General features: G+C 40.6%; 16 protein-coding genes and 1 tRNA gene. 11 read left to right on the top strand and 6 right to left on the bottom strand.

Features of this window, described 5'->3' with window-relative positions:
* The first annotated feature begins 6 nt into the window (after positions 1-6).
* From H4075_RS11375 to H4075_RS11385, 3 genes are read left to right on the top strand one after another with little or no spacing between them, the layout of a single operon-like run.
* On the top strand, positions 7-1,038 hold the full coding sequence (locus H4075_RS11375) for an NHL repeat-containing protein (protein WP_182800968.1): 1,032 nt from the start codon (positions 7-9) through the stop codon (positions 1,036-1,038).
* The gene (locus tag H4075_RS11380; protein WP_182800969.1) at positions 1,035-1,820 is read left to right on the top strand and encodes a chitobiase/beta-hexosaminidase C-terminal domain-containing protein; all 786 of its coding nucleotides are present in this window, start codon (positions 1,035-1,037) and stop codon (positions 1,818-1,820) included. The genes H4075_RS11375 and H4075_RS11380 overlap by 4 nt, the downstream gene beginning before the upstream one ends.
* A 2-nt stretch (positions 1,821-1,822) precedes the next feature.
* The gene (locus tag H4075_RS11385; RefSeq protein ID WP_182800970.1) at positions 1,823-3,967 is read left to right on the top strand and encodes a c-type cytochrome domain-containing protein; all 2,145 of its coding nucleotides are present in this window, start codon (positions 1,823-1,825) and stop codon (positions 3,965-3,967) included.
* Positions 3,968-4,121: 154 nt separating this feature from the next.
* On the opposite strand, the gene H4075_RS11390 is transcribed toward H4075_RS11385, so the two are convergent.
* Entirely contained in the window at positions 4,122-4,829 is a 708-nt protein-coding gene (locus tag H4075_RS11390; RefSeq protein ID WP_182800971.1) for a response regulator transcription factor, read from the bottom strand.
* Positions 4,830-4,862: 33 nt separating this feature from the next.
* Entirely contained in the window at positions 4,863-6,311 is a 1,449-nt protein-coding gene (locus tag H4075_RS11395) for a sensor histidine kinase (RefSeq protein WP_182800972.1), read from the bottom strand.
* A gap of 169 nt (positions 6,312-6,480) precedes the next feature.
* Here H4075_RS11395 and H4075_RS11400 point away from each other — a divergent pair, with 169 nt between their 5' ends.
* The 6 genes from H4075_RS11400 (at position 6,481) to H4075_RS11425 (ending at position 18,807) form a co-directional block, all read left to right on the top strand.
* Positions 6,481-9,576 carry a SusC/RagA family TonB-linked outer membrane protein gene (locus tag H4075_RS11400; protein ID WP_182800973.1) on the top strand — a complete coding sequence of 1,032 codons (3,096 nt, stop codon included), beginning with the start codon at positions 6,481-6,483 and terminating at the stop codon, positions 9,574-9,576.
* Between the two features lie 17 nt (positions 9,577-9,593).
* Positions 9,594-11,396, top strand: a complete 1,803-nt coding sequence (locus H4075_RS11405; protein ID WP_182800974.1) for a RagB/SusD family nutrient uptake outer membrane protein — start codon at positions 9,594-9,596, stop codon at positions 11,394-11,396.
* A gap of 32 nt (positions 11,397-11,428) precedes the next feature.
* Positions 11,429-12,400, top strand: a complete 972-nt coding sequence (locus H4075_RS11410) for a BT_3987 domain-containing protein (RefSeq protein WP_182800975.1) — start codon at positions 11,429-11,431, stop codon at positions 12,398-12,400.
* A 122-nt stretch (positions 12,401-12,522) separates the two neighbouring features.
* Positions 12,523-13,461 (top strand): hypothetical protein, encoded by a 939-nt coding sequence (locus H4075_RS11415; RefSeq protein ID WP_182800976.1) that lies wholly within the window; start codon positions 12,523-12,525, stop codon positions 13,459-13,461.
* Positions 13,462-13,535: 74 nt separating this feature from the next.
* Entirely contained in the window at positions 13,536-16,505 is a 2,970-nt protein-coding gene (locus H4075_RS11420) for a GH92 family glycosyl hydrolase (protein WP_182800977.1), read from the top strand.
* 10 nt (positions 16,506-16,515) lie between these two features.
* The gene (locus tag H4075_RS11425) at positions 16,516-18,807 is read left to right on the top strand and encodes a GH92 family glycosyl hydrolase (protein WP_182800978.1); all 2,292 of its coding nucleotides are present in this window, start codon (positions 16,516-16,518) and stop codon (positions 18,805-18,807) included.
* A gap of 106 nt (positions 18,808-18,913) precedes the next feature.
* On the opposite strand, the gene H4075_RS11430 is transcribed toward H4075_RS11425, so the two are convergent.
* Positions 18,914-19,936 carry a glycoside hydrolase family 43 protein gene (locus H4075_RS11430; protein ID WP_182800979.1) on the bottom strand — a complete coding sequence of 341 codons (1,023 nt, stop codon included), beginning with the start codon at positions 19,934-19,936 and terminating at the stop codon, positions 18,914-18,916.
* A 226-nt stretch (positions 19,937-20,162) separates the two neighbouring features.
* Here H4075_RS11430 and H4075_RS11435 point away from each other — a divergent pair, with 226 nt between their 5' ends.
* Positions 20,163-21,995 carry a glycoside hydrolase family 2 protein gene (locus H4075_RS11435; RefSeq protein WP_182800980.1) on the top strand — a complete coding sequence of 611 codons (1,833 nt, stop codon included), beginning with the start codon at positions 20,163-20,165 and terminating at the stop codon, positions 21,993-21,995.
* A gap of 147 nt (positions 21,996-22,142) precedes the next feature.
* Here the strand turns inward: H4075_RS11435 and H4075_RS11440 are convergent.
* From H4075_RS11440 to H4075_RS11450, 3 genes are all read right to left on the bottom strand, one after another.
* Positions 22,143-22,226: transfer RNA gene (locus H4075_RS11440), tRNA-Leu, on the bottom strand.
* A gap of 57 nt (positions 22,227-22,283) precedes the next feature.
* On the bottom strand, positions 22,284-23,201 hold the full coding sequence (locus tag H4075_RS11445; protein WP_182800981.1) for a DMT family transporter: 918 nt from the start codon (positions 23,199-23,201) through the stop codon (positions 22,284-22,286).
* Between the two features lie 70 nt (positions 23,202-23,271).
* The gene (locus tag H4075_RS11450; protein WP_182800982.1) at positions 23,272-24,078 is read right to left on the bottom strand and encodes a 2,3,4,5-tetrahydropyridine-2,6-dicarboxylate N-succinyltransferase; all 807 of its coding nucleotides are present in this window, start codon (positions 24,076-24,078) and stop codon (positions 23,272-23,274) included.
* A gap of 198 nt (positions 24,079-24,276) precedes the next feature.
* Here H4075_RS11450 and H4075_RS11455 point away from each other — a divergent pair, with 198 nt between their 5' ends.
* The gene (locus H4075_RS11455) at positions 24,277-25,428 is read left to right on the top strand and encodes a glycosyltransferase family 4 protein (protein ID WP_182800983.1); all 1,152 of its coding nucleotides are present in this window, start codon (positions 24,277-24,279) and stop codon (positions 25,426-25,428) included.
* Positions 25,429-25,528 lie beyond the last annotated feature (100 nt).

Raw genomic sequence — 25,528 nt, forward strand, 5'->3', positions numbered from 1 at the left:
CTAAAGTTGAATCGCCGCACGTTCATTAAACATTCTTCTCTGGCAACAGCATCATTGTATGCAAGTCCGTTATTATCTGCTTCAGAAAAGAACGAAATCATTCTCGGGCATAACCATAAACGTTATCGCATCAATACCAACTGGAGCCAGGCAGACTTTGCACGCAACCCTGTAAAAGACTGTCATGAAATGGTGCAGGATAAATTGGGGCGTATTATTCTGCTGACCAATGAAACAAAGAATAACGTCCTCATCTATGATAAAAGCGGGAGACTGATCACAACCTGGGGAAATGAATATCCGGGTGCACATGGGCTTACGTTGTTTAATGAAAACGGTACTGATACATTATTCATTTGTGATAACAATCGCCACCAGGTAATTAAAACCACAATAGATGGGAGAGTATTAATGACATTGGACTATCCAAAAGAAACAGGTGCATACACAAAAGCAGATGAGTATGTTCCAACAGAAACAGCCATTGCTGCTAATGGTGATATTTATGTAGCCGATGGTTATGGAAAAGACTTTATTATTCAATACGATTACAAAGGCAGCTATATCCGTCATTTCGGAGGAAGAGGAAATGAAGAAAAGCATTTATTAAATGCGCATGGCATTTGCGTTGATTACAGGGATAAGAACAAACCTTGTCTTGTGGTTACTTCACGACAACAACATGCGTTTAAACGATACACCTTAAATGGAGTTTATATTGATACCATTCCATTACCCGGAGCATGGGTTTGCCGACCAGTTATAAAAGGCGATTATTTGTATGCTGCGGTTTTGCAAACAGATGCACGGCAAGGCGACAAGTCGGGTTTTGTAACAATACTCGATATAAACTATAAAGTGATCTCAAACCTCGGTGGCAATACACCTGCTTATACAGGTAATAAACCGAATGAACTGTACCAGACGATCAAAGTTTTTCAATACCCACATGATGTCTGTATTGATGATGAAGAAAACCTGTATGTAGCACAATGGAACAGCGGGCAAGTATATCCTTACAAACTCCAGCCTTTATGAAAAGACTAGTGTTCCTTTTTCTTCTGGCTATTACCCAATACAGTTTTGCTCAACAGTTATTTCAACTGGCACCACCAGTATTGAACTATCGATCTGTGTTTTTTCAAGATGAGACGACACTTGAAATAAAGTTTGAGCAGCCTGGTGCCGAAATCCGTTACACAATTAACGGTGATGAACCAACACCGAAAGATCTGCTTTACACAAAGCCAATAGTAATTGCAGGTAAAAGGGTAAGCATAAAAGCGAAGGCTATAGGAAAAGATTTTCTTCCATCAGAAACGGTTTACGTAGAGTTTATAAAGACAGGTAAAGTAATACAACAAATCAGTTTTACCACACCTCATCCAAAATACACAACGAATAATAAGAATCTGCTGAACGATCATATCGGCGGGAATACAAGTTTCAGTTCAGGTGCATGGTTAGGCTATGACTGCGATACAGTTGAAATCGATATTGAATTAAAAAAGAATGAAACGATCAACGGTGTATTGGTAGACATTTTGCAGAATGAAAGCAGCTGGATCTTTTTACCTGAACAGGTGATCTTGTATTATTACGATGAGGCTAAAAAAAGTTATCTTCCATTGGGTAAAGAAACTTTTAGTAGCGAACGGCCATCTCAAAAACAAATTGATGCCCGAGAAATTATTCCCAAAATTACGGTCAAAGCAAATAAGCTGAAGCTGATATTATATCCATTAAAGAAAATACCTGCATGGCATCCGGGCAAAGACAATCACGCCTGGTTATTCATTGATGAAATACAAGTATATTAATCATGTTACGTCTAAAGAATAGTTTGTTCAATATTTCTCTTTTGCTGAATTGCCTGTTGCTGTTCCTGTTATTTTTCGAAAACAGGATATCAGTGCCGCTATGGTTACAGGTAATTGGGCGCACACATCCACTTGTATTGCATTTTCCTGTGGTGTTAGTGGTCATGTATGCATTGCTTGTGTTGTTTTTTCATGCACAGAAAACAAAGGATGATCACAATCTGTATATCGCTGATCTTATTTTACAATTAGCTGCTTTTACTTCAGCCATTACTGCTTTGGCAGGATTTTTCTTATCAAAAGAAGAAGGCTATGATACTGATGCTTTGCAATGGCACAAATGGAGTGGGGTCGCTATTTCACTTTTTATGTTGCTGTGGTGTTTTTTCAAAAACATGTTACAAGCAAGGAAGATCACAGCTTTTGCTACTTCTATTGTGGCACTTGTGCTGATTGTCATTGCAGGTCACCAGGGCGCTGGCATAACACATGGAGAGAATTTTGTATTGGCTCCTGTAACACCTGAAAAAAAACAAGCTGCTGTATCAGTTGAAGAGGCGGAGTTGTATACCCACTTGGTGAAGCCCATACTTGAAGCCAAATGTATTTCCTGCCATAACAGCAAAAAAGCAAAAGGCGAACTGGTAATGGAAACAGAAGAACCGTTGTTGAAGGGAGGGAAGAACGGAGTTTTATGGGATAGTACTTCTGCCGATTTGGGTTTGTTGTTACGAAGAATACATTTACCACTTGAAGAGAAAAAGCATATGCCACCACAAGGCAAACCTCAATTAACAGATGATGAAATTGTAATATTGAGACACTGGATAAAAAAAGGATCAGATTTTAAATTGCGTGTTGCTGATCTGGCAACAGATGATTCATTGTTTGTAGTGGCAAACAATATTTTGACGGCTGCAGAAACAGCAGAATATGATTTTGATGAAGCAGATGCTGCTGTTGTTAAAGATCTCAATACAGTTAACCGGGTGGTTGCTGCAGAAGCACTTGAGTCACCGGCGTTGAATGTGAGTTTTTTCAACAGTAAACTGTTTAAAGCAGAACAGCTGGCAGAATTGTCTAAAATAAAAAAGCAGATCGTTTCACTTGATCTGTCGCAAATGCCAGTAAAAGATGTGGATATGAAGATCATCGGTGAGTTTGAAAATCTCCGGAAACTTAACCTGAGCTTTTCTGCGATTACCGGTGCCGGTCTTACAGAGTTGAAGCGGTTAAAATTTTTAAGAAGCCTTTCGATATCCGGTACAAAAGTTACTGCAGAACAGTTGAAACAGTTACAAAGCTTTCCGCAACTTAAAACAGTTTATACATGGAATATGCCTGTCGCTTCAGCTGATATGGAGAAAGTAAAAACGCAAATGAAAAACATTCGCTTTGAAACAGGTTTTAAAGGTGATACTTTGATTTTGAAATTATCAACACCTATTGTGCAGAATGAAGAATCGATCATCACTTCACCTATCCCATTAAAGCTGAAACATTACATCAACGGAACGACTATCCGGTTTACGAAAGATGGCAGCGATCCTGACAGCCTAAAGTCACCGGTATTTAAACCCGGAGAAATGATCGATGGAAATGTTTTTATAAAAGCAAAAGCCTACAAACCAGGCTGGATAAGCAGCGATATCATAGAAGTGAATTTTTACAGAAGTACTTATAAAGCTGATAGTGTATCATTCCTGTTGCAACCCGATCCTGCATATAAAGGAGAAGGCAAAATGTTATCGGATCATATAAAAGGTGAATTAAATTTCCGCTTAGGCAGCTGGCTGGCATGGCGACAAACAAGAATGGAAGCTTTGCTGCAATTCAATAAACCAACTATTGTAAAAAGCGTAACACTTAGTACGTTGATTGATGTTGCGAGTTATATTATGCCTCCATCAAGTATTGAAATTTGGGGGGGCGATGATATGAAGAAAATGAAGTTGCTTGGTACTTTAAAGCCAACACAACCAACAATGCTTCAGCCATCGTCGCTGCGGGGTTATGAATGTAAGTTCAACCCATCTACCGTAAAATATATCAAGATCATAGGTAACACTGTAAGTAAACTACCGGCTTGGCATCCGGGTAAAGGAGATAAGGGATGGTTATTTGTAGATGAAGTGCTGGTGAATTAAACACACTACACAAATATCCTGTTGTGATAATTGTAATTTTCCCTGAACTTCTTAGTTGGATTTTTTATTGGAAGCTGATGTAGAGTACAGATCAGTTGAACATATAACAGTTATATGCTAGCTGCAAGTTGCTCAAACAAATTGTTGAGCAGTTTTACACTTCTTCTTCCACATTAAATATGTACCCGGCTCCATACACATTACTCAAGCTGATCTTTTTCGATTGAGCGAAGATCTTCCGCAGGCGTGAGATAAACACGTCAAGACTTCTTCCAAGAAAGTAATCATTCTCCCCCCAAATGCGGATGAGGATGTCTTCTTTTTTAATACGTTTATTTTTGTTTTGATAAAAGTATTCGATCAGCTCTGCTTCACGGGTGGTGAGTTTAGCTACTTTTTTATCAGGTGTTGTTACAGTAAGCTGCTCACGGTTGTACAATATATCCCCGATCATATAAGTTGAGAGTTGCACTTTCGGCGCAACAGCACCGGAAGTCATCTTCAAAATATTTTTCAGCTTCAATGCCAGCTCATCAATATCAAAAGGCTTACTGATATAATCAGCAGCACCAATATTCAATCCCGTGAGCCGGTCTTTCTTTTCTGTGCGGGCAGTTAGAAAAACAAAAGGTATATGTTCTTTTATCTTCACAATGTTTTCTGCTAACTCGAATCCGCTTTTCTGCGGCATCTGCACATCCAGTAAACAAAGACCATAGGTGGATGCATTCTCCCGGAATGCTTTTAAGGCGTTCTTAGGATTATCATACCAGTCAATATCAAATCCTTTCGTCTCAAGATATTGTTTGATAAGACTACCCAGATCCTGTTCATCTTCCACAAAAAGTATTTTTTCTGTCATTTTCTCCTCGTTAATACATTACAATCATTGATCTTATAATTCACCGGATATAATCGGGATATAAATGATAAACTCCGTGCCAACCTGTTCCTTGCTGATCACTTCATAATCCCATCCGTGTGCATCAAGGCATTGCTTGGAATGATACAGGCCAAGCCCTATGCCAGGCGCATTGCTGGTTACCAGCGATGGATTACGATAAAACTTAAGAAACATTTTTCGTTTTACCTTACTGCTCATTCCATCACCGTTATCTTTTATACTGATCGCAATCGTTTGACTGCTTTTCGCATAAGTTGTAACAATAATTTCTTTTAACGATTTGTGATTGTATTTAACACTATTGTCGAGCACATTCAATATGATCGACGTAAAGTGAAGTTTATCGAGCAACACCAAATCTTCATCAGTTTTATTTTCAAATGTTATGTTAGCATTTGCCAAATCAAGATTGATGCGGTAATCCGAAATAATTTCTTCCAGCTCGTTGTTGATATGATGTTTCTCCAATACAAGCCGGACGGGTTTTTCGCCGCCGGTTTCAATGACCTGTTGCATCAGTATCGTAAGACGTTCGCTTTGTCGTTTGATGATATTATGAAGATTGTCGAGCTTTTGACTCTTAATGATCTGATTTTCGTTTTCAATGGTTTTATTGGCAATAATGATGGTTGTTAATGGTGTTTGAAATTCGTGGCTGATCGTATTGATAAAATCCGATTTCATTTCACTCGCTTTCTTTTGTCTGATCCAATTGGCAAAGGTTAAAAAGAAAATAGTAAGTATAGCGATGATCGAAAACACCGATAGTATTGTTTGCGGCAGCGTTTTGTAAACGATCTGTTGTAAACGATCAGGCCTGTCGCAATACAGAGCAAAATTCATACGATAGCTACGTGCAGTTGTTGCACTTACTTTTAATGCAGAAGCAAGCGTTTGCGGGCTATAGGTTTTTAATGTACCGCCGATCCTGGCTCCATGATGTTGTAAATAAGGCACAGTAGTTTTATAGTCAGGCTCAGTACTTGAAAATAGCGTGAAATACTGATTAGGCTCTATAGCAATGGCGAAATGCTCAATAAATAATGCATATTCAAGATTGGCGCTGAGGTTATGCTTTTTCTTGATCGAATCTAAAAATACATCCATGTTATTGGCTTCATTCAAAGCTTTGAACAAGGTATCGCACAAACGAGCTGAAAGGTTCTTAAATGCATCCGTATTGTGTAAGGCAAACGTTTCAAGGTTATCAAACTCTTTATAAAGAATACTGTCAATGATCTTTACAGCTCCAGGAAATACTTTGTCATTTACAATGCTTTCTTCATAAGCCGTTTTAATGATCTTCTTTTCATCAATATTATACACCTTCTCTTCAAGTTTGTAAATATTACGTATATGAATTAACTGCACCAGGCATAGAATGAGTGTGCAGATAATTGCTATAACCTTGAATAAAAAAATCCTGTTTCCTTTAAACATAAGCACTACACTGGTTTTACGAGCAGCTTGGAAAGTACAAAATAACTGCTTTCCGCCCGCCAAACTTTTCACGTTAAGTATTCATTAACTATTTGTTCGGTTTGTATTGACCACAGCATGATTTTATAAAAATTAGTATTGCTATCATTTTCTTAAACCAAAACTATTTATGAGCAAAACAATTGCATGTAAACCTTTTCTCTGCTTACTGCTGTGTTTCAGTCTTCTTGCTGTGGGAGCGACTGCCCAGAACACAATACGGGTAAGCGGTGTGGTGAAGGACAGACTTGACAAAGTTATTTCCGATGTGAGTGTTACCATTCAGGGTAATAACAAAGTCGGCACTACCACCAATGAGAAAGGAGAATTTACTCTCCAGGTATCAGCCAGCGATGTGCTGGTATTTTCTTACGTAGGTTTTATTGAAGTAACCAGGCCGGTAAACAACAATTTCTTCTTTGAGGTGATCATGGATGCCAAACAGGGCAGCCAGGAAGAAGTTGTAGTTGTAGGTTTTGGTAAAGCCAAAAAAGTAAGCCTTGTAGGTGCACAGTCTACAGTAAACGTAACAGAGTTAAAGCAGCCGGTTGCTAATCTCAGTACAGTACTGGCCGGTCGTGTATCAGGTATCGTTGGTGTACAACGTACAGGTTTACCGGGCGAGAACACTGCTGATCTCTGGATCAGGGGTATCTCTACCTTTGGGCCAAACGGTTCAGGTGCTTTGGTTATTATTGATGGTGTACAGGGTCGTGATATCAACTCACTCGACCCTGAAGACATTGCTTCCTTTACAATATTAAAAGATGCATCGGCTACAGCTGTTTATGGTGTGGCAGGTGCAAATGGTGTTATTCTCATCAACACCAAAAAAGGTAAAGCAGCAAAGGCTGTGTTGAAGTTCAACTACAACCAGGGGATTACTGCTTTTACCAAATTGCCTCAATTAACCGGTGCAGAATCTTACATGCGTTTACGCAATGAAGCACGTGTTGCTTCCGGTTTAGCTGCAGAATATTCACAGGCTTATGTTGATTCAACATTAAAAGGCAACCAACCTTACCTGTATCCGAATGTTGACTGGATGAAAGAGATCTTCAACAATTCGGGTGTAACACGTCGTTTTAATTTCAGTGCAAGTGGCGGTGCGGAATTGGCGAACTACTATGTGGCACTTGCTTATTACGATGAAGAAAGTTTGCTGAAGTCAGATGGCTCGCAGAGTTATGAATCAGATCAACGTTTCAAACGTTACAACTTTACCAGTAACATTAATATGAACTGGACAAAGACCACCAAATTTGATCTTGGTTTGCAAGGTTATATCACCAATTTAAATACACCGGGCTTTAATGCACAACAGGCGTTCAGAGAAGTGATGCAAACAACACCTATTCTCTATCCCGTAATGTATCCGGGAAATTTAGTGCCGGGTATCAATGCCGCAAATGCTCAACGTAACCCTTACGAAGAAATTACGCAAACAGGTTATATAAACAACTCAAGTAACCAGGTATATTCAAATGCAAAGATCACACAGGATCTGAAAGCGATATTACCCGGATTATCAGCCTATGCGTTGTATTCGTTCGATGCGTTTAACTCACAAACTATCAGCCGCACACGCCAGCGTAATACGTATAAAATAAATCCTGTTACTCCTTACAATCCTGATGGCTCTGTTAATCTGTTGCCTGTTATTACTTCAGGTTCTGATAACCTTGCCTATAGCAGAGCAAATGGTGGTAACAGATCATACTACCTTGAAGCAGCGTTGAACTATGACCGTGAGTTTAAAAAAGAACATCGTGTAACAGGATTGGTCCTTTACAACCAACGTTCATATATTGATGCGTTTGCAGCTAATTTAACAGCTTCGCTTCCTTTTAGAAGTATGGGTGTTGCCGGACGTGGTACATACTCATTCCAGGAGAAATATTTTGCTGAAGTAAACTTCGGTTACAACGGTTCTGAAAACTTTGCACCAGAAAAACGTTTCGGTTTCTTCCCTTCCATTGGTGTGGGTTGGGTAGTATCAAGAGAGAAATTCTTTGAGCCATTGGAAGGCGTATTTCAATTCTTTAAACTTCGTTACTCGGATGGTTTAGTAGGTTCCGGTGCTGGTGGTCGTCGTTTTGGTTTCTTAACGATAGTAACAGATGGTGCAGCCGGTTATACATGGGGTAATGGCACAAGCAACCAAGGCAGTGGTGGCGGTGTACAGATACAGGATTATGGTGCACCCGTGCAATGGTCTAAATCACGCAAACAGGATCTTGGTATCGAATTTAAAACACTCGATTCAAGATTATCGATCATTCTCGATTTCTTTAAAGAACACAGAACAGGTGTATTCCTTCAAAGAGCAAGCCTTCCTTCTTATGTTGGTTTGAATAATAATCCATTTGGCAACCTTGGCGTTATTAACAATGCAGGTTTCGACGCAACAGTTGAAACCACACCGTTCTACTGGGGCGAAACCAAATGGGATTTCAGAGGAACAGTTACGTATAACCGTGATATGATCATGGAAAATGATCAACCGGTACAACCATATCCTTACATGGAAAGAAGAGGTTACAATGCGCTTTCAACTTATGGTTATACAGCACTTGGACTCTTTACAGATCAACGTGAAATTGATAACGCAGCTGATCAAACGCCATTAGGTGGCAAACCAAGACCGGGTGATATCCGTTACAAGGATCTCAACAGTGATGGGTTGATCAACAACCTCGACATCAGTCGAATTGGTAATGGTGATGTGCCAAACTGGATCTATGGTTTTGGTTTTAATGTTGAATTCAAACGTTTCTATTTAGGTGCATTCTTCCAGGGTGTTAGCGGTGCTGATCGTTTGTTGGGTGGCGATGGTATTATTCCATTTAACAACAGCACTGGTCCGGAACGAAGCAATTTGCTTACGATCGCTGAAAGCAGATGGACAGAAGCAAACCCTGATCCAAAAGCATTCTATCCACGTCTTGCGTATGGTAATGCAGCAAACAGGAACAATGCAGTTGCAAGCACATGGTGGGTAAAAGATATTTCATTTCTCCGTTTAAAGAGTCTTGCGTTTGGCTACAACTTACCTGATAAATGGGTTAAGAAAATTGGATTTAGAAGTGCACAAGTATACGGACAAGGTTTCAATCTTATTTACTGGAGCAAGTTCAAGTTGTGGGATCCTGAACTCAACACGACAAATGGTGCGATCTATCCCAACACCAGAAACTTCTCTTTAGGTATTGAGTTTACCTTATAAACAACAAACGAACGAAAATGAAAAAAATACTTTCTATATCTCTGATCATGGCTCTTGTATCACTTGGGTCATGTAAAAAATACCTGGATACGGTACCTGATAATATTCTCACCATTGATGATGTGTTTAAAACACGTACCAATGTGATACGCTATATCGGTAATATATACCAGGCAATGCCAAATGAATTTAACCAGCGTTTCTCGGGATTTGAAAATTCCGGTAACTGGACAGGCGCTTCGGATGAAGGAAAATACACATGGGATTTTAATTACAGTACCAATATCAATAAAAGTGCATGGGCCAATACTGATGGAAGCATTTCAACCTATTGGGACAGTTATTACAGAGCAATACGGAATGCTACCGATTTTATTCAACGCATTGATGGTGCTACACCTGAGATCAGTATTGGTGAAAAAACGATCCTGAAAGGTGAAGCAAGAGCATTAAGAGCATTTTACTATTATCAATTGCTGCGCATTTATGGCCCGGTTGTTATTTTGGGTGAGGAGGTAATTCCTGTTGCAGCAACACCTGATGAAGTAAACAAACCACGTTCAACATTTGATGAGTGTATCAGTTTTGTAGTTGATCAGTTGGATAAAGCTTATACTGAATTACCGGTTAGCTCGGCAGTTGCTGGAAAGTTTACAAAAGGCGTTGTAAAAGCATACAAAGTACAGGCATTGATGTTGTCTGCGAGTCCGCTATTCAATGGTAATACTGATTATGCTTTGATGAAAAACGATGATGGCAAACATCTCATCAACCAAACATACGATGCAGGCAAATGGACGAAAGCCGCAACTGCAGCAAAAGAATTTATCAATGAATTTGCTCCCGGTACGTATGATCTGTTTAGAGTTTCTGATGCAAATCCGTTTAAAGCAGCTTACTTATCATCCCGTGATGTGATCATGCAGAGCTGGAATAAAGAATGGATCTTTGGTCGCTCCAATTCACGTTATGATATTATCCGTTATGATCGCACGCCATTCCATGCCGGTTATGCAAGTCAGCGTGGAGCAGGTGCTAACGGTGCCACACAGGCGCAGGTAGATGCTTACTTCATGGCAAACGGCAAACCTATTACTGATCCTACGTCAGGTTATACAGCAACTGGTTTCAGCAGTTTCCAGGCACCGTATGATAATACCACACGTTCAACCTTTAATCAATGGGTAAACCGTGAGCCTCGTTTTTATGTAGGCATTACTTATACCAATAGCGTATGGTTATATCCTGATCAGAATACCGGCAACCTCATTGTTACCAATATGGAATTTTCTGGTAACTCAGGTCTTGCACAAAGCACATCGGATGTTACGCCAACAGGTTATATCATTCGTAAAGGTGTTGCCAATACAGATGATGCAAGGGGTAATTTGTATTTGCGTTTAGCGCAGATCTATCTTGATTATGCAGAAGCGTTGAATGAATCAACTCCGGCTGATGCAGATATCTTAAAGTATCTCAATTTCATTCGTGAACGTGCAGGCATACCGCAATATGGAGCTGGTGTAAATCCATTGCCTGTCCCTGCAACACAAGCTGAAATGCGTGCGGCAATCCGTGCAGAAAGAAGAGTAGAACTGGCATTTGAAAATGTTCGCTACTTCGAAACAAGAAGATGGAAGATCGCCGAACAAACAGATGCAGGTCCGTTTTATGGTATGGATCGTACAAAAAACGGCACAGCATTTTACACAAAAACGTTGTTGGAAACAAGAGTATTCCGCAAAAGAGATTACCTGTTCCCGATTCCGGCAAACGAAGTATTGCGTAATCCGCTTATCAAACAAAATACAGGTTGGTAATTCATTCAATTCATCATCTCATATATATTAAGATGCAAAAAAATAATTTCTATAAATTCATTGCAGTGCTGTTGCTGAGCTCTACCATTGCCGCCTGCAACAAACCCGCCGATGTGGTATTGCCCAACGAAGGTTCGGTTTATATGCCGCAGGCAGTTGGCACAAGATCTAAGGTTGATCTGTTGTTCACATCAACCAACACAAGACAAGACCTGGTATTTGGCGCAGCATACGGTGGTGTTAAAGTTGCAGGGTCTGATAACTCTGTTTCATTTGTTGTTGATGCCGCAAAGGTGGCTGCTTATAATGCAGCTAATGGCACCAATTATACTCTGCTGCCGGCCAGCAGTTATGAATTGTCTGGTTTAAATACCGTGATCCCTTCCGGATCAACCAGTTCAACCCCGCTTACATTAACGGTAAAAACAAATACAGTTACAACAGGTATACGTTACATGTTACCGATCACTCTTACCAGTGCATCAAGCGGAGAGATTGTATCAACCTTACAAACTACGTATTTCCGTTTTGATACATTGCTGAAAAAGTCGATTGATGTTACCGGACTTGGAACATTAACGGTCAGTAATGAAAATAACGGAGGTCCGGACAATGGGGAGGGCTCTCCTAAACTGGTGGATAATGACTACAACTCTAAATATCTATTTCAAACATGGACCACAGCTTTGGCTACAAATGGTGGTGCGTGGTTTAAATTGCAGTTTGGTACTGCTGTTGCTGTAGGTGCATACACAATCACATCTGCTAATGATGCTGCATCACGTGATCTTAAGGATTGGAAACTCCAGGGTTCAAACGACAATACAACATGGGTTGATATTGACACACGAACCGGTGAGATGTTTCCGGCACGCTATCTCACAAGACGTTTTGAAGTGCCGGGAACACCGCAGGCTTATACTTATTACAGAATATTTATGACGGCCAATAACGGCAGCTCACTTGTTCAGATCGGTGAGTGGCGTTTGATCAGGTACGAATAAGTAACAGAACAGCAGCAATTCACTGAAGAATTGCTGCTGTTCTTTCCATTAAATAAAGCAGATGATTTTGTATCAATAAAACAACTGCAGGCTCAACAACTATAGGCAAACAAAACGAAACAATGAAAAGGATTATGTTCACTAGTGGATTAATCATGGCTTTATCAGCAGTTGGTTTATTGGTATCTGGTTGTAAAAAGAAACAAACAGGCGACACAACACCGCCGCCTGTTATTAACTACGACGTTCCGCCATCTACATGGCAGGAGCATTGGTTCGATCATACCCAGCTTGTTTCAAGAGTGTATTACGATACTTCACTTGTTGTGTATTACGATAATGATGTACAAAAATCAATTACCTGGCCCAATACGTTTGTTAAGGAGGTTTGGTTGTACTCGAGGAAAACATACGGTTACGAATTTGGTACAGATAAAAGATTGTATGCAGTTTTTCATGCAGGCAAATACAGTGGAGGACATCCAGGTTATTATTACAGCAACAGGCACGATAACCGGAATGTAATTGACTGCGGTTCCTCCAGTTTAAGCGCATGGACAACAGGCACAGGTAATGATCTTGATCTTGTAACACACGAAGTGGGACATGTGATAGAGAGTGCAAACAATAACGCAAAAGGTTCTCCTGCATTTGCGATCTGGAAAGACAGCAAGTGGATGGAGATTTACATTTACGATGTGTACAAAGGTTTGGGTCGCACTGCTGATGCTGATCGTTGGTATAATCTCATGATGGGCACAACAGATAATTTCCCACGCAGCAACACGCAGTGGTTTAAGAATTGGTTTTATCCCATTTACAATCAATATGGCGGTAGTGCAGTATTAAACAAATTCTTTAAGCTGCTTGCAGCTAACTTTCCGAAAGACGGCAACAAACAATATATGAGAGATCTCAACTGGGGCGAGTTCATTCATTTCTGGAGTGGGGCAGCAGGTTCAAATTTAAAACCATTAGCTACAACAGCATTTGGCTGGCCGGCCGAGTGGGAAACTCAATTCAACCAGGCGAAAATTGATTTTCCGTCTGTCACTTATTGAACCACTACTTGTATAAAAAAACATTTCTTCGCAATAGAATTCAACATCAATTTTAATAACGGACAATTATCAGCATGTTTAAAAGAAAAGTAACGATCATGGCGCTGGCCATATCATGTGTGGCGGCAGTATCAGCACAGGTAAAAGATCTTGTTCAATATGTAAACCCGTTGATGGGTACATTATCAAAACCCGATTTATCAAATGGGAATACCTATCCTGCCATTGGCACTCCGTGGCCGATGAATATGTGGACGCCGCAAACAGGCGACAATGGTAATGGCTGGCAATACACTTACACGGCTGATAAGATCCGTGGATTTAAACAGACACATCAACCTTCTCCATGGATGAATGATTACGGTGTATTCTCTATTATGCCGGTTTCAAAAAAATCGGTTTTCAAACAGGAGCAAAGGGCAAGTTGGTTCACACATAAAACAGAAACAGCTCAGCCACATTATTACAGTGTATACCTGGCTGATCATCATATTACAACAGAAATAACTCCAACAGAACGTGCAGCGATCTTCCGCATCACTTATCATTCAACTGATAGTGCATTTGTGGTGGTGGATGCATTTCGCAGAGGTGGTTATATCAAGATCATTCCCGAAGAAAATAAAATTGTTGGCTACAGTACCTATCATGCAAGAGGACGTTTGAAAAACTTCGCCAACTATTTTGTACTGCAATTCAATACACCATTCACCTTTAAGAAAGTCTGGTCGAAAGATGCGTATGTGGATGGACTGGAAGTGAAAGCAGATACAACCGGTGCAGTGATCGGTTTCAATATCACCAAGGCAAATCAGCAGGTGATCGTGAAAACATCTTCTTCCTTTATCAGCATTGAACAGGCTGAGTTGAATCTGAAAAATGAAGTTGGCAGCAAAAACTTTGAACAGGTAAAAACAGAAACAAAAAAATACTGGAACACGGTATTGTCGAAAATACAGGTAGAAGGAGCAACAGAAGAGCAATTAAAAACATTCTACTCCTGCTACTACCGTGCAGTGATGTTCCCGAACAAACTATACGAGAAAAATGCGGATGGAGAAATTGTGCACTACAGTCCGTACAATGGAAAAAAGGAAAAGGGCTATCTCTATGGTGGCACAGGTTTCTGGGATACATTCCGTGCATTGTATCCTTTCTTGAACCTCGCTTATCCTTCCATCAACAAAGAAATGCAGGAAGGTTTGTTGAACGCTTACAAGGAAGGTGGTTTCTTACCTGAATGGAGCAGTCCGGGCTTTGCTGATATTATGGTGGGGAATAACTCAGCTTCTGTTGTTGCAGATGCATATTTAAAGAGTGCAAAGATCAACGATATTAATAAATTGTACGAAGGCTTATTGAACGGCGCCAACAATGAAGGTCCTGTGCATGCAGTTGGACGTTATGGTGTGAAGTATTACAATGCCTTGGGTTATGTGCCGTACAATGTAAAGATCAACGAGAATGTTGCACGTACATTGGAATATGCATACGATGATTTCACCATTTTCAAACTGGCGCAGAAGCTTGGCCGCCCCGCATCTGAAATTGAATTGTACGCACAGCGCTCACTCAACTACAGGAATCTGTTTGATAAAGAACGGAAGCTGATGCGTGGTAAGAATGCACAAGGCGATTTTCAATCACCATTCAATCCATTGAAATGGGGAGATGCGTTTACAGAAGGTAACAGCTGGCACTACACCTGGAGTGTGTTTCATGATATTGATAACCTCGCAAACCTGATGGGTGGACGTAAACAGTTTGCAAACATGCTCGATTCTGTTTTTTCATTACCCCCAATCTTCGATGATAGTTACTATGGCGGTACCATTCATGAGATCCGTGAAATGCAGATCGCTAATATGGGACAGTATGCACACGGTAATCAACCGATCCAGCATATGATCTATCTCTACAATTATGCAGGTGAATCGTACAAAACACAATATTGGGTGCGTGAAGCAATGAATCGTTTGTACAAACCAACTCCTGATGGTTATTGTGGTGATGAAGATAACGGACAAACATCTGCCTGGTATTTATTTTCGGCAATGGGATTTTATCCTGTTTGCCCGGGAAGCGATCAGTATGTAATAGGTGCGCCGTTGTTTAAGAAAGTAACCTTGACACTGGAAGACGGAAAGAAATTTGTGATCAATGCAGCAGCCAACAGTGATGCCAACCGTTATGTGAAATCACAAACATTGAACGGCGCTGCCTACAGCAAAACATGGCTTTCTTATTTTGATGTTATCAAGGGCGGCTCATTTACCTTAAACATGAGCAGCGCACCCGACAAAGCAAGAGTAACAAAAGAATCAGATCTGCCTTATTCGTTTTCAAAAGATGAAAAAGCATTGTACGATAAAGTAAAAGGCATTCAGCCTCCGGGTTTATCAACCATTACTTTGCCTGCAAAGCCTGATACCATTGCAAAGAATGGATTAACACTTTACATGATCGATGAAGAAAGCAGTTTAACAAAAGAATTCAAACAACGTATGATCGATGCATTCTTTCTGCAATATCCCAAGCTCATACAGAAGTATAATCTCAATGCAAAGAAGGCCATCAACTTTGTGATCGATCAAAAGTATGATGGAGTAGCAGTGACAACGGCTGACAATCGCATTGTATATAATCCTGCATGGTTTCACAAGAATCCCGAAGACATTGATGTGGTAACACACGAACTGATGCATGTAACGCAGGCGTACAAGTTCAACAATGTTCCGGGCTGGGTTACAGAAGGTATTGCTGATTTTGTGCGAGCAACAGAAGGGATCAATAATGTAAAAGGCAAATGGGCAATGCCTGAATTGCAGGCAACACATAGCTATAAAAGTGCGTACCGTATTACTGCACGTTTCCTGTTATGGATCACGCAGAAATATCAAAAAGATTTTGTGGTAAAGCTGGATGATGCTGCACGTACCAATAAATACTCGCAGGAGTTTTGGAAAACGAATACCGGTAAAACTGTGGATGAATTATGGACGGAGTACACAGCAAGTCCAAAAGTAGAGATCACTTATAATTAGATTGATGAATATGTTGAATAAGATAAAAGCAAGTGCATGGATCGTGGCGTTAGGAATAACAGCAACAGCATCTGCACAGCAAACGAAATTAACTTCCTATGTAAATCCATTGATCGGCACAGCCAAAATGGGTCATACATTTCCCGGCGCAACGGTGCCGTTTGGTATGGTGCAGTTAAGTCCTGATACAGATACCTTGCAGTATTTAGATAAAGGACGTTACAATCCCAACATGTACAAGTATTGTGCGGGTTACCAGTACACCGATAAAACAATTGTCGGCTTCAGTCATACACATTTCAGCGGCACAGGTCATTCTGATCTCGGAGATTTTTTAGTGATGCCCACTGTTGGTGCATTGAAATTGAATCCCGGTGTTGCAACAGTGCCACGCAGTGGTTACCGTTCTGCTTTTAATCATGAAACAGAAAAAGCAAGTCCGGGTTATTACAGCGTTGTGCTTGATGATTATAAAGTAAAGGTAGAGTTAACCGCAACAGAGCGTGTAGGTTTTCATCAATATACTTTTCCGGAAGCAACAGATGCACATATCGTTTTAGATATGGTGCATGGCATTTACAACTATCCTGAAAAGAACGTGTGGACATTTGTACGTGTAGAAAATGATACGCTTATTACAGGTTATCGCCAAACATTGGGATGGGCCAGAACAAGAACAGTGTATTTCGCTATCACCTTTTCAAAACCCATCAAGAGTTACGGCAGTGTAAATGAAAAGCAGGAAATGTATGGCGGCTTCTGGCGCAAGTTCAATCAAAAAGAAAACTTTCCTGATCTGGCAGGTCGCCAGCTAAAACTCTATTTCAATTTCGATACAAAAGCAAATGAAAAAGTAAAGATGAAATTTGCTTTGTCGGGTGTAAGCTCAGCAGGTGCATTGCTGAATCTGCGTACTGAAATTCCACATTGGAATTTTGAACAAACAGTTGCTGAAGCAAGTGCAAAGTGGGAGAGAGAATTACAACGCATACAGATCGATGCAAACCAGGAAACAAAGCAGAATTTTTACACAGCCATGTACCATGCGTTTATTGCTCCGAATACTTTTATGGATGTGGACGGACAATACCGTGGGCTCGATCAAAATAATCACAAGGCAGGAGGCTTCACCAACTACACCACGTTTTCGCTGTGGGATACTTACCGTGCATTGCATCCCTTGTACAATATTGTACAGCAGAAACGCAACAGCGATATGGTTAAATCGATGATGGCGCATTACAATGAAAGTGCATTGCATATGTTGCCTATCTGGAGTCACTATGCAAATGATAACTGGTGCATGAGTGGTTATCATAGTGCAGCTGTATTGGCCGATGCTATTGTAAAAGGCACAACCGATGTAGATGCAAATGCTGCTTTGAATGCCTGTATTTCTACTGCACGTCGCAGCAATTACGAAGGCATTGGCGATTATGTGAAGTATGGCTATATCCCCACTGAGAAATCAGGCGTGTCTATCTCCAACACATTGGAATATGCATACGATGATTGGGCAATTGCGCAACTGGCAAAGAAGGTTGGCCGCATGGATGTGTATGAAGAGTTTATCAAACGTTCAGCCAATTACAAAAATGTATTCGATAAAGATGGTTTTGTAAAACGCAGAGATGCAAATGGCAACTTCCTACCCAATGCCGATCTTTTGAGTACACATGGACAAGGGTTGATCGAAGGCAACTCCTGGAACTACAGTTTCTTTGTGCCGCATAATCCAACTGATCTGATTACATTAATGGGTGGCACGAAAAAGTTTTTAGCCAATATGGATTCGTTGTTCACCATGTATTTGCCCGATAAATATTTTGCAGAAACAGAAGACATTACCCGTGAAGGAATTATTGGTACGTATGTGCATGGGAACGAACCAGCACATCATGTTGCTTATTTATACAATTTTGCAGGCAAGCCCTGGAAAACGCAGCAACTCATTCGCCGAATTTTAGCGAATCAATACAAACCAACTGTTGATGGGCTGGGAGGGAATGATGATTGCGGACAAATGAGCGCCTGGTATATTTTCAGTTCATTGGGATTTTATCCGGTTGCACCCGGTTCCGATGAATACGAAATCGGCAGCCCAATCGTAAACAATGCGGTATTCAATTTAGAGAATGGAAAACAATTAAAAATTACGGTTCAGAATCAAAGTGAAAAGAATATGTATGTAAAAAATGTTTTGATCAATGGAAAAGCATTAATAGGCACAGCAATCAGACATAGTGATTTAATGAATGGTGGTGAGATCGTGTTTGTGATGGCGGATAAACACAGCAAATGATTAATGAGAAATAAATCCCTGCAAAGCTTTCCAGCTTAGCGGGCAACAGTCAGCAGCAGTCTTTTAGGGTTAAAGAAAACGGCAACTTTCCAGTTGCCGTTCCCTTTTATTTGATCGTTCTTCTTTTAACACCTTCATTCGTAATGACGACAGGCTTGATAAATCCATTTTCATCAAACGATAAATATTCAATGCAGGTTTCCCTGGAGTTACCGTCTTTTTCTGTCAACGGTCTGCGGTGATAAACAATATACCATTCATTTGTTCCCGGAATATTGATCACAGAATGATGACCTGCACCCGTTGCGATCTTCGGATCCTGCTGTAATATTTTTCCAACACGTTTAAATGGCCCGAATGGTGAATCACCAATGGCATATGCCACACTGTAATTGGGGCCTGTCCATCCACCTTCCGACCACATAAAATAATATTTGCCGTTGCGGATAAACATAAACGGTCCTTCCACATAGCCTTCCGGAGTTATTTCTTTAAATGTAGTAGTGTCTTTAAATGGAATAAAGCCAGTGAAATCATTTTTCAGTTGAGCGATATTGCAATGACGCCATCCACCGTATATCAAATAATACTTTCCGTCTTTATCATGAAACACAAACTGATCAATAGGTTGCGCACCATTGTGAAATTTATCAATCAGTGGTTTGCCTAAATGATCTTTGTAGGGCCCCTGTGGTTTATCTGCAACTGCAACACCAATACCGCCATATTCATTGTTGTTCTGAATATCATTTGCACCAAAGAAAAGAAAGTATTTGTTTTTCTTTTTAATGATAGAGGGTGCCCATACTGCACGCTTTGCCCATTTGATAGAAGCGGTATCCAAAATTCGCTCATGCTTTGTCCATCTAACAAGATCCTTCGACGAGAATGCATCAAAGAAAACCTGTTTATTGTACGGCGCAGAATAAGTAGGGTAGATCCAGTACTGTTTATTGAAGATGATCGCTTCCGGATCGGCATACCAGCCTTTGAATAAAGGATTGCCGGAATAAGCTGTATCTTTTTTTGCCTGCTGAGCTACTGCTGCAGATGTAAGCGTAATTGCTAACAGTAGGGGTAAGAGCCGTTTAGAAATGGTATCAGATAATTGCAAGGTTATATGTTTCATCGTTTACCCGTTGATCAGATGTTAATGTATGAAAAAGAATGATTGCTTAGCTCCCTAAAAATAAAGGAATGAGACCAAGCGAAAACTTAATGAAAACTAAATGAACGCAAAATGCCGCTGTACTGCTTTATTTTTACAAGACTTGACGTTTGGGATTATAAACAAAGATTTTCTTTCATATAGCTTTGTTATTTACTAATTCATTGTTACTATCATTAACTAAAATATGAAACAACTGCTTGCAGTACTCCTGCTTTTAATAATCAACCAGCTACATGCCCAGCATACCTGGAAAATTGTACCCGGAAAGATCAGCTCTCCCTGGGCCGAAAAAGTAAATCCCGTCAATCCATTACCGGAATACCCACGTCCGCAATTGGTACGCAGCAACAATTGGGTTAATCTGAATGGCCTTTGGGAATACTCCATTCTTCCAAAAACTGAACAATCTATTCCTGCAGCAACACAAGGAACTATTCTTGTGCCATTTGCCGTTGAATCTTCTTTATCAGGTGTAGGTAAAACAGTAGGTAAGGATAGTGTGTTGTGGTATAAACGAACTGTATCAATTACAGCACTAAAAAATAAAAATGTATTGCTGCATTTTGGTGCAGTTGATTGGCAATGCACTGTATTTATAAATGGCAAAGAAATCGGTTCACATAACGGTGGTTACGATCCGTTCTCATTTGATATTACTGCAGCATTAAAAAAAGGTGCAAAGCAGGATATTGCTGTTCGTGTTTGGGATCCAAGTGATGAAGGTCCGCAGCCACGAGGTAAACAGGTAAAGAAGCCGCATGGCATTTGGTACACACCGGTAACAGGTATCTGGCAAACAGTATGGGCAGAGTTTGTATCACCCACTTATATTATTGAAACAAAACAAACTCCTGATGTAGATCGCAAGTTAGTACGTGTAAGTACAAAGCTTGAAAATATGCTAGCTGGCGATCAACTTATTATTACTGCATGGGATGGAACAGCAAAAATTGCGGAGCAAACACTCACTAGTAGCAGTGAAGTGGTTTTAGCGATAGCAAATCCAAAATTGTGGTCAACCGAAAATCCTTTTCTATACGATTTAAAATATACGATCCTGCGTAAAGGAAAAGTGATCGATGAAGCGAAGAGTTATTTTGCCATGCGCAAAATTTCCATGAAACCCGATGCAAAAGGCATTCAGCGGATGTTACTCAATGATGAATTTGTATTTCAGTATGGCCCTTTAGATCAGGGTTGGTGGCCCGATGGTTTATATACCGCAGCAACTGATGAAGCATTGAAGTTTGATATTGCGAAAACAAAAGAGATGGGCTTTAACATGATACGCAAACATGTGAAAGTAGAACCTGCACGTTGGTATTACTATTGTGATGTAATGGGCATGTTGGTGTGGCAGGATATGCCAAGTGGTGATCTGGGCAACAATTGGGAAAGCCGCCCTGGTGTGTATGGACGTGCAACAGATAAGCAACGTACTGCCGAATCGGAATCGATCTTTCGTATAGAGTGGACAGAGATCATGCAGGATTTGCACAACTTCCCAAGCATTGTTGTTTGGGTGCCGTTCAACGAAGCGTGGGGGCAGTTCAAAACAAAAGAAATTGTTGAATGGACGATGCAGAAAGATCCATCTCGCTTAGTGAATACAGCAAGCGGCGGCAACTTTGAAGATGTGGGCCATATTACCGATCTGCATAATTATCCTGAACCGCTAATGCCACAACCGGAATTGTTTGGCAAGGGTACTGTGCTGGTGCTTGGCGAGTTTGGTGGTTTAGGTCTGCCTGTTGAAAATCATACATGGCAGGAAAAAAATAATTGGGGTTACCAGAGTTTTAAAAACAATACAGAATTGTGGAACCGGTACGCAGAGTTTGTAAATCGTATTCCCGAGCTCATCACAAAAGGATTGTCGGCAGCTGTTTATACGCAAACTACCGATGTGGAAGTAGAAACAAATGGTATTATGACCTACGACCGTAAAGTAATTAAAATGCCGGTTGAAAAATTAAAAACGCTCCATCAACAACTTTACAAAATTGAACTGAAGTAAAATTCAGCACTTAGTTGAAGTGCCTTTAAAGAGAAGAAGCAAGGGCCGTTTTATCAGAAGCCAAATAATCGTAAACCGAACGAACCAGCAATCACTTCTTCTGGTAAATAAATAAAAAGCCTTGATAGTTTTCTATCAAGGCTTTCGTGCCCAAGACTGGATTCGAACCAGCACATCCTTGCGAACGCTGCGACCTGAACACAGTGCGTCTACCAATTTCGCCACTTGGGCAGCGGGGTGCAAATATAGCTGAATTTTGATTATTGCCAACAAGGGTAACGATCGATTTTATTTCGTTTTCTCCCGCTTCAACCCAATTAAGAGAATACCTGCTATCACCAGCAGGGTACCTACGATTTGCGCAATGGTAATCTTTTCACTCAAAACAAAATGCGCCTGGAGAATGGTTGACACAGGACCAATACTGGAAATGATCGCCACGTTATTCGAACCGATCCGTTTGGTGCCACCTGCAATAAGATAGGAGGGCAATACCGTTGCAACTATACCCAACAGTAATCCATAGATCCAATGTTCCTTCGCCACATTAGCAATAGAAGCAACATCATGCAAAAAAAGAAAATGAACAAAGATGCCTGCCGTTGCGGCCAGCATTGCAAACGATGTAAACGCCGTGGCACCTGTAAGCGGAATCAACCTTCCACTGCCCACAATATAAACGGCATAAGTAATAGAGCAGAGAAACACCAGCAATCCACCCCAGAAAAAGCCCGGCTGTAAGTGATAGAGATTAAACTCCCCGGCATAAGCTAAACCGATACCAAGGTAGGTAAGCAGCAATGCCAGTTTTTGAATCTTTTGGATGTGCTGCCGAAACACAACTGCATTGATCAACACCACAAAGCTGGGGTAAAGAAATAGGATCAACCGTTCAAGCCCTGCCGAGATATAACGTAATCCTTCAAAATCAAGATAACTGCTCACGTAATAACCCAGCAATCCAATGAATACAAGCTGCATCCATTTCTTCAGACTGAGATCTGTTTTGCTTTTTTGTTTTGTAACAAATAACACGGCTATGTAAAATGGCAATGCAAACAACATGCGTAAGGTTAACAGCGAAAGTGCATCAATACTAATATCAGCAAATGCCTTCTTCACAATAATGGCTTTCGTAGAAAACAATACCGAGCCAATAAGCGTCAATGCAAAACCAATAAAAGCAAGAGAATATTTCTTAGGCATATACGTAAATAAAAAAGTCCTGCTGAATACAACAGGACTTCGAAATGATATTTAATTAACCAGACCTGTATTAAACGCTCACATTAAAATCACGCAGTGCATCGTTCAGACTTGTTTTCAGGTCGGTACTTGGTTTACGCTGACCAATGATCAATGCGCAACCAACACCAAATTCACCTGCAGGGAATTTCTTGGTATAAGAACCAGGTATCACTACACTGCGAGCAGGAACACGGCCTTTCATTTCAATCGGCTCTGCACCGCTCACATCAATAATTTTTGTTGATTGTGTTAACACCACATTGGCGCCAAGCACTGCCTCTTTTTCAACACGTACACCTTCTACCACAATACAACGGCTGCCCACAAACACACCATCCTCAATAATAACAGGGCTGGCCTGTAAGGGTTCAAGCACACCACCAATCCCAACACCACCACTCAGGTGAACGCCTTTGCCGATCTGTGCACAGCTTCCCACCGTTGCCCATGTATCAACCATAGTGCCTTCATCAACGTACGCCCCAATGTTTACATAGCTTGGCATCAACACCACATTTTTTGCGAGGTAAGCACCATAACGTGCAACCGCATGCGGAACTGCACGCACACCAAGCTCTTTATAATTTTTTTTCAATAACATTTTATCGTAAAACTCAAACGGCTCCACATCCCAGGTCTGCATTTGCTGAATACCAAAATACATCAGGATCGCCTGCTTCACCCATTCATTTACCTGCCATCCATCGGCAATTGGTTCAGCAGTGCGCAAACGGCCTTTATCAACTTCTTCAATAACTGCACGAACGGCATCACTGTACTTATTATCTTTCAACAGTTCACGGTTGCCCCATGCTTCGAGGATCAAATCTTTCATCGTAATTCAATTTTGCTGCGAAAATAATTCTTAATAGAATACCAGCTGCAGTTTTTCATAGCATCGCCGGTTGCGTCGCAAGCTCTTGTACGTTCAGCTTTCATGGCAGCTAAAAACACACAATCGTTCACCATTGCCAATTAACCATTGTCTATTGCCCATTCACAACTCACCATTCACAATTGTATCTTTGCCCCCATGAACATTGGCTTCGATGCAAAAAGGGCTTTTCACAACCAAACAGGGCTGGGGCATTACAGCCGCACGTTGATCCATTCTTTGGCCGGTTATTTTCCGCAGCATGAATATTTCCTGTTTAATCCGAAGGCATCAACTTCGTTTCAATTCAATGAAGCCAATGTTCATGAAGTGTTGCCTGGTTCTTTTTTGTCGAGGAAATTATCAGCAGCCTGGCGAAGCAATTGGGTTAAGAAAGATCTGCAGAAGTTAAACATCGATCTGTATCATGGATTGAGTCATGAAATACCGGTCAACATTCAAAAGACAGGCATCAAATCCATCGTTACCATTCACGATCTTATTTTTGAACGTTATCCTGAACAATTCAAATTCATCGATCGGAAGATCTACGCTAAAAAATTCCGTTACTCATGTGAGCATGCCGATAAGATCATTGCCATCAGCAATCAAACCAAACAGGATATCATTGATCTCTATAAAACACCGGCAGAAAAAATAGAAGTGTGTTACCAAAGTTGCAATCCAGCTTTTGGTGAACCTGTAACGGAAGAAATAAAACAAATCATAAAGACAAAGTATAATTTACCTGATCGTTATTCTCTATATGTCGGTTCAATTATTGAGCGGAAGAATCTTCTGAATATTTGTGTAGCAATGAACCTGCTGCGTAATGAAATAAACATTCCATTGGTAGTAATTGGTAATGGTGGTGAATACAAACAAAAAGTAAAAGATTACGTTCAACAGCATAAATTAGAAGACCGCATCATTTTTCTTTCAGATAATCCATCAGCTAAACATTCACCTGGCTTTCAATCAGCACAGGATTTCCCGGCTATTTACCAGCAGGCAATCGCCATGATCTACCCATCCGTATTTGAAGGATTTGGCATTCCTGTATTGGAAGCATTGTGGAGCCGCATACCAGTCATCACTTCTAACGTTTCATGCTTACCCGAAGCAGGAGGCGACGGTGCTTTTTATGTTGACCCAACCAAACCGGAAGAAATTGCAGAACAAATGAAATGCATTCTCAACGATGAATCATTTGTACAACAGCAAATCGAAAAAGGCTGGCAACATGCACAACGCTTCAGCAATTATAATACTGCTGTCAAAGTGATGCAACTGTATGAACAAGTTGTCTGAACTCCCGCTTAACGGGACAGGCAATGATTTGGGGAGATTATTGGATTAGGAAGATATCTGTCCCAACGTTTTAAATAATTAGAATGTTTATCCCTTCCCT

This window comes from Lacibacter sediminis, from assembly GCF_014168535.1.
Classification (GTDB): domain Bacteria; phylum Bacteroidota; class Bacteroidia; order Chitinophagales; family Chitinophagaceae; genus Lacibacter; species Lacibacter sediminis.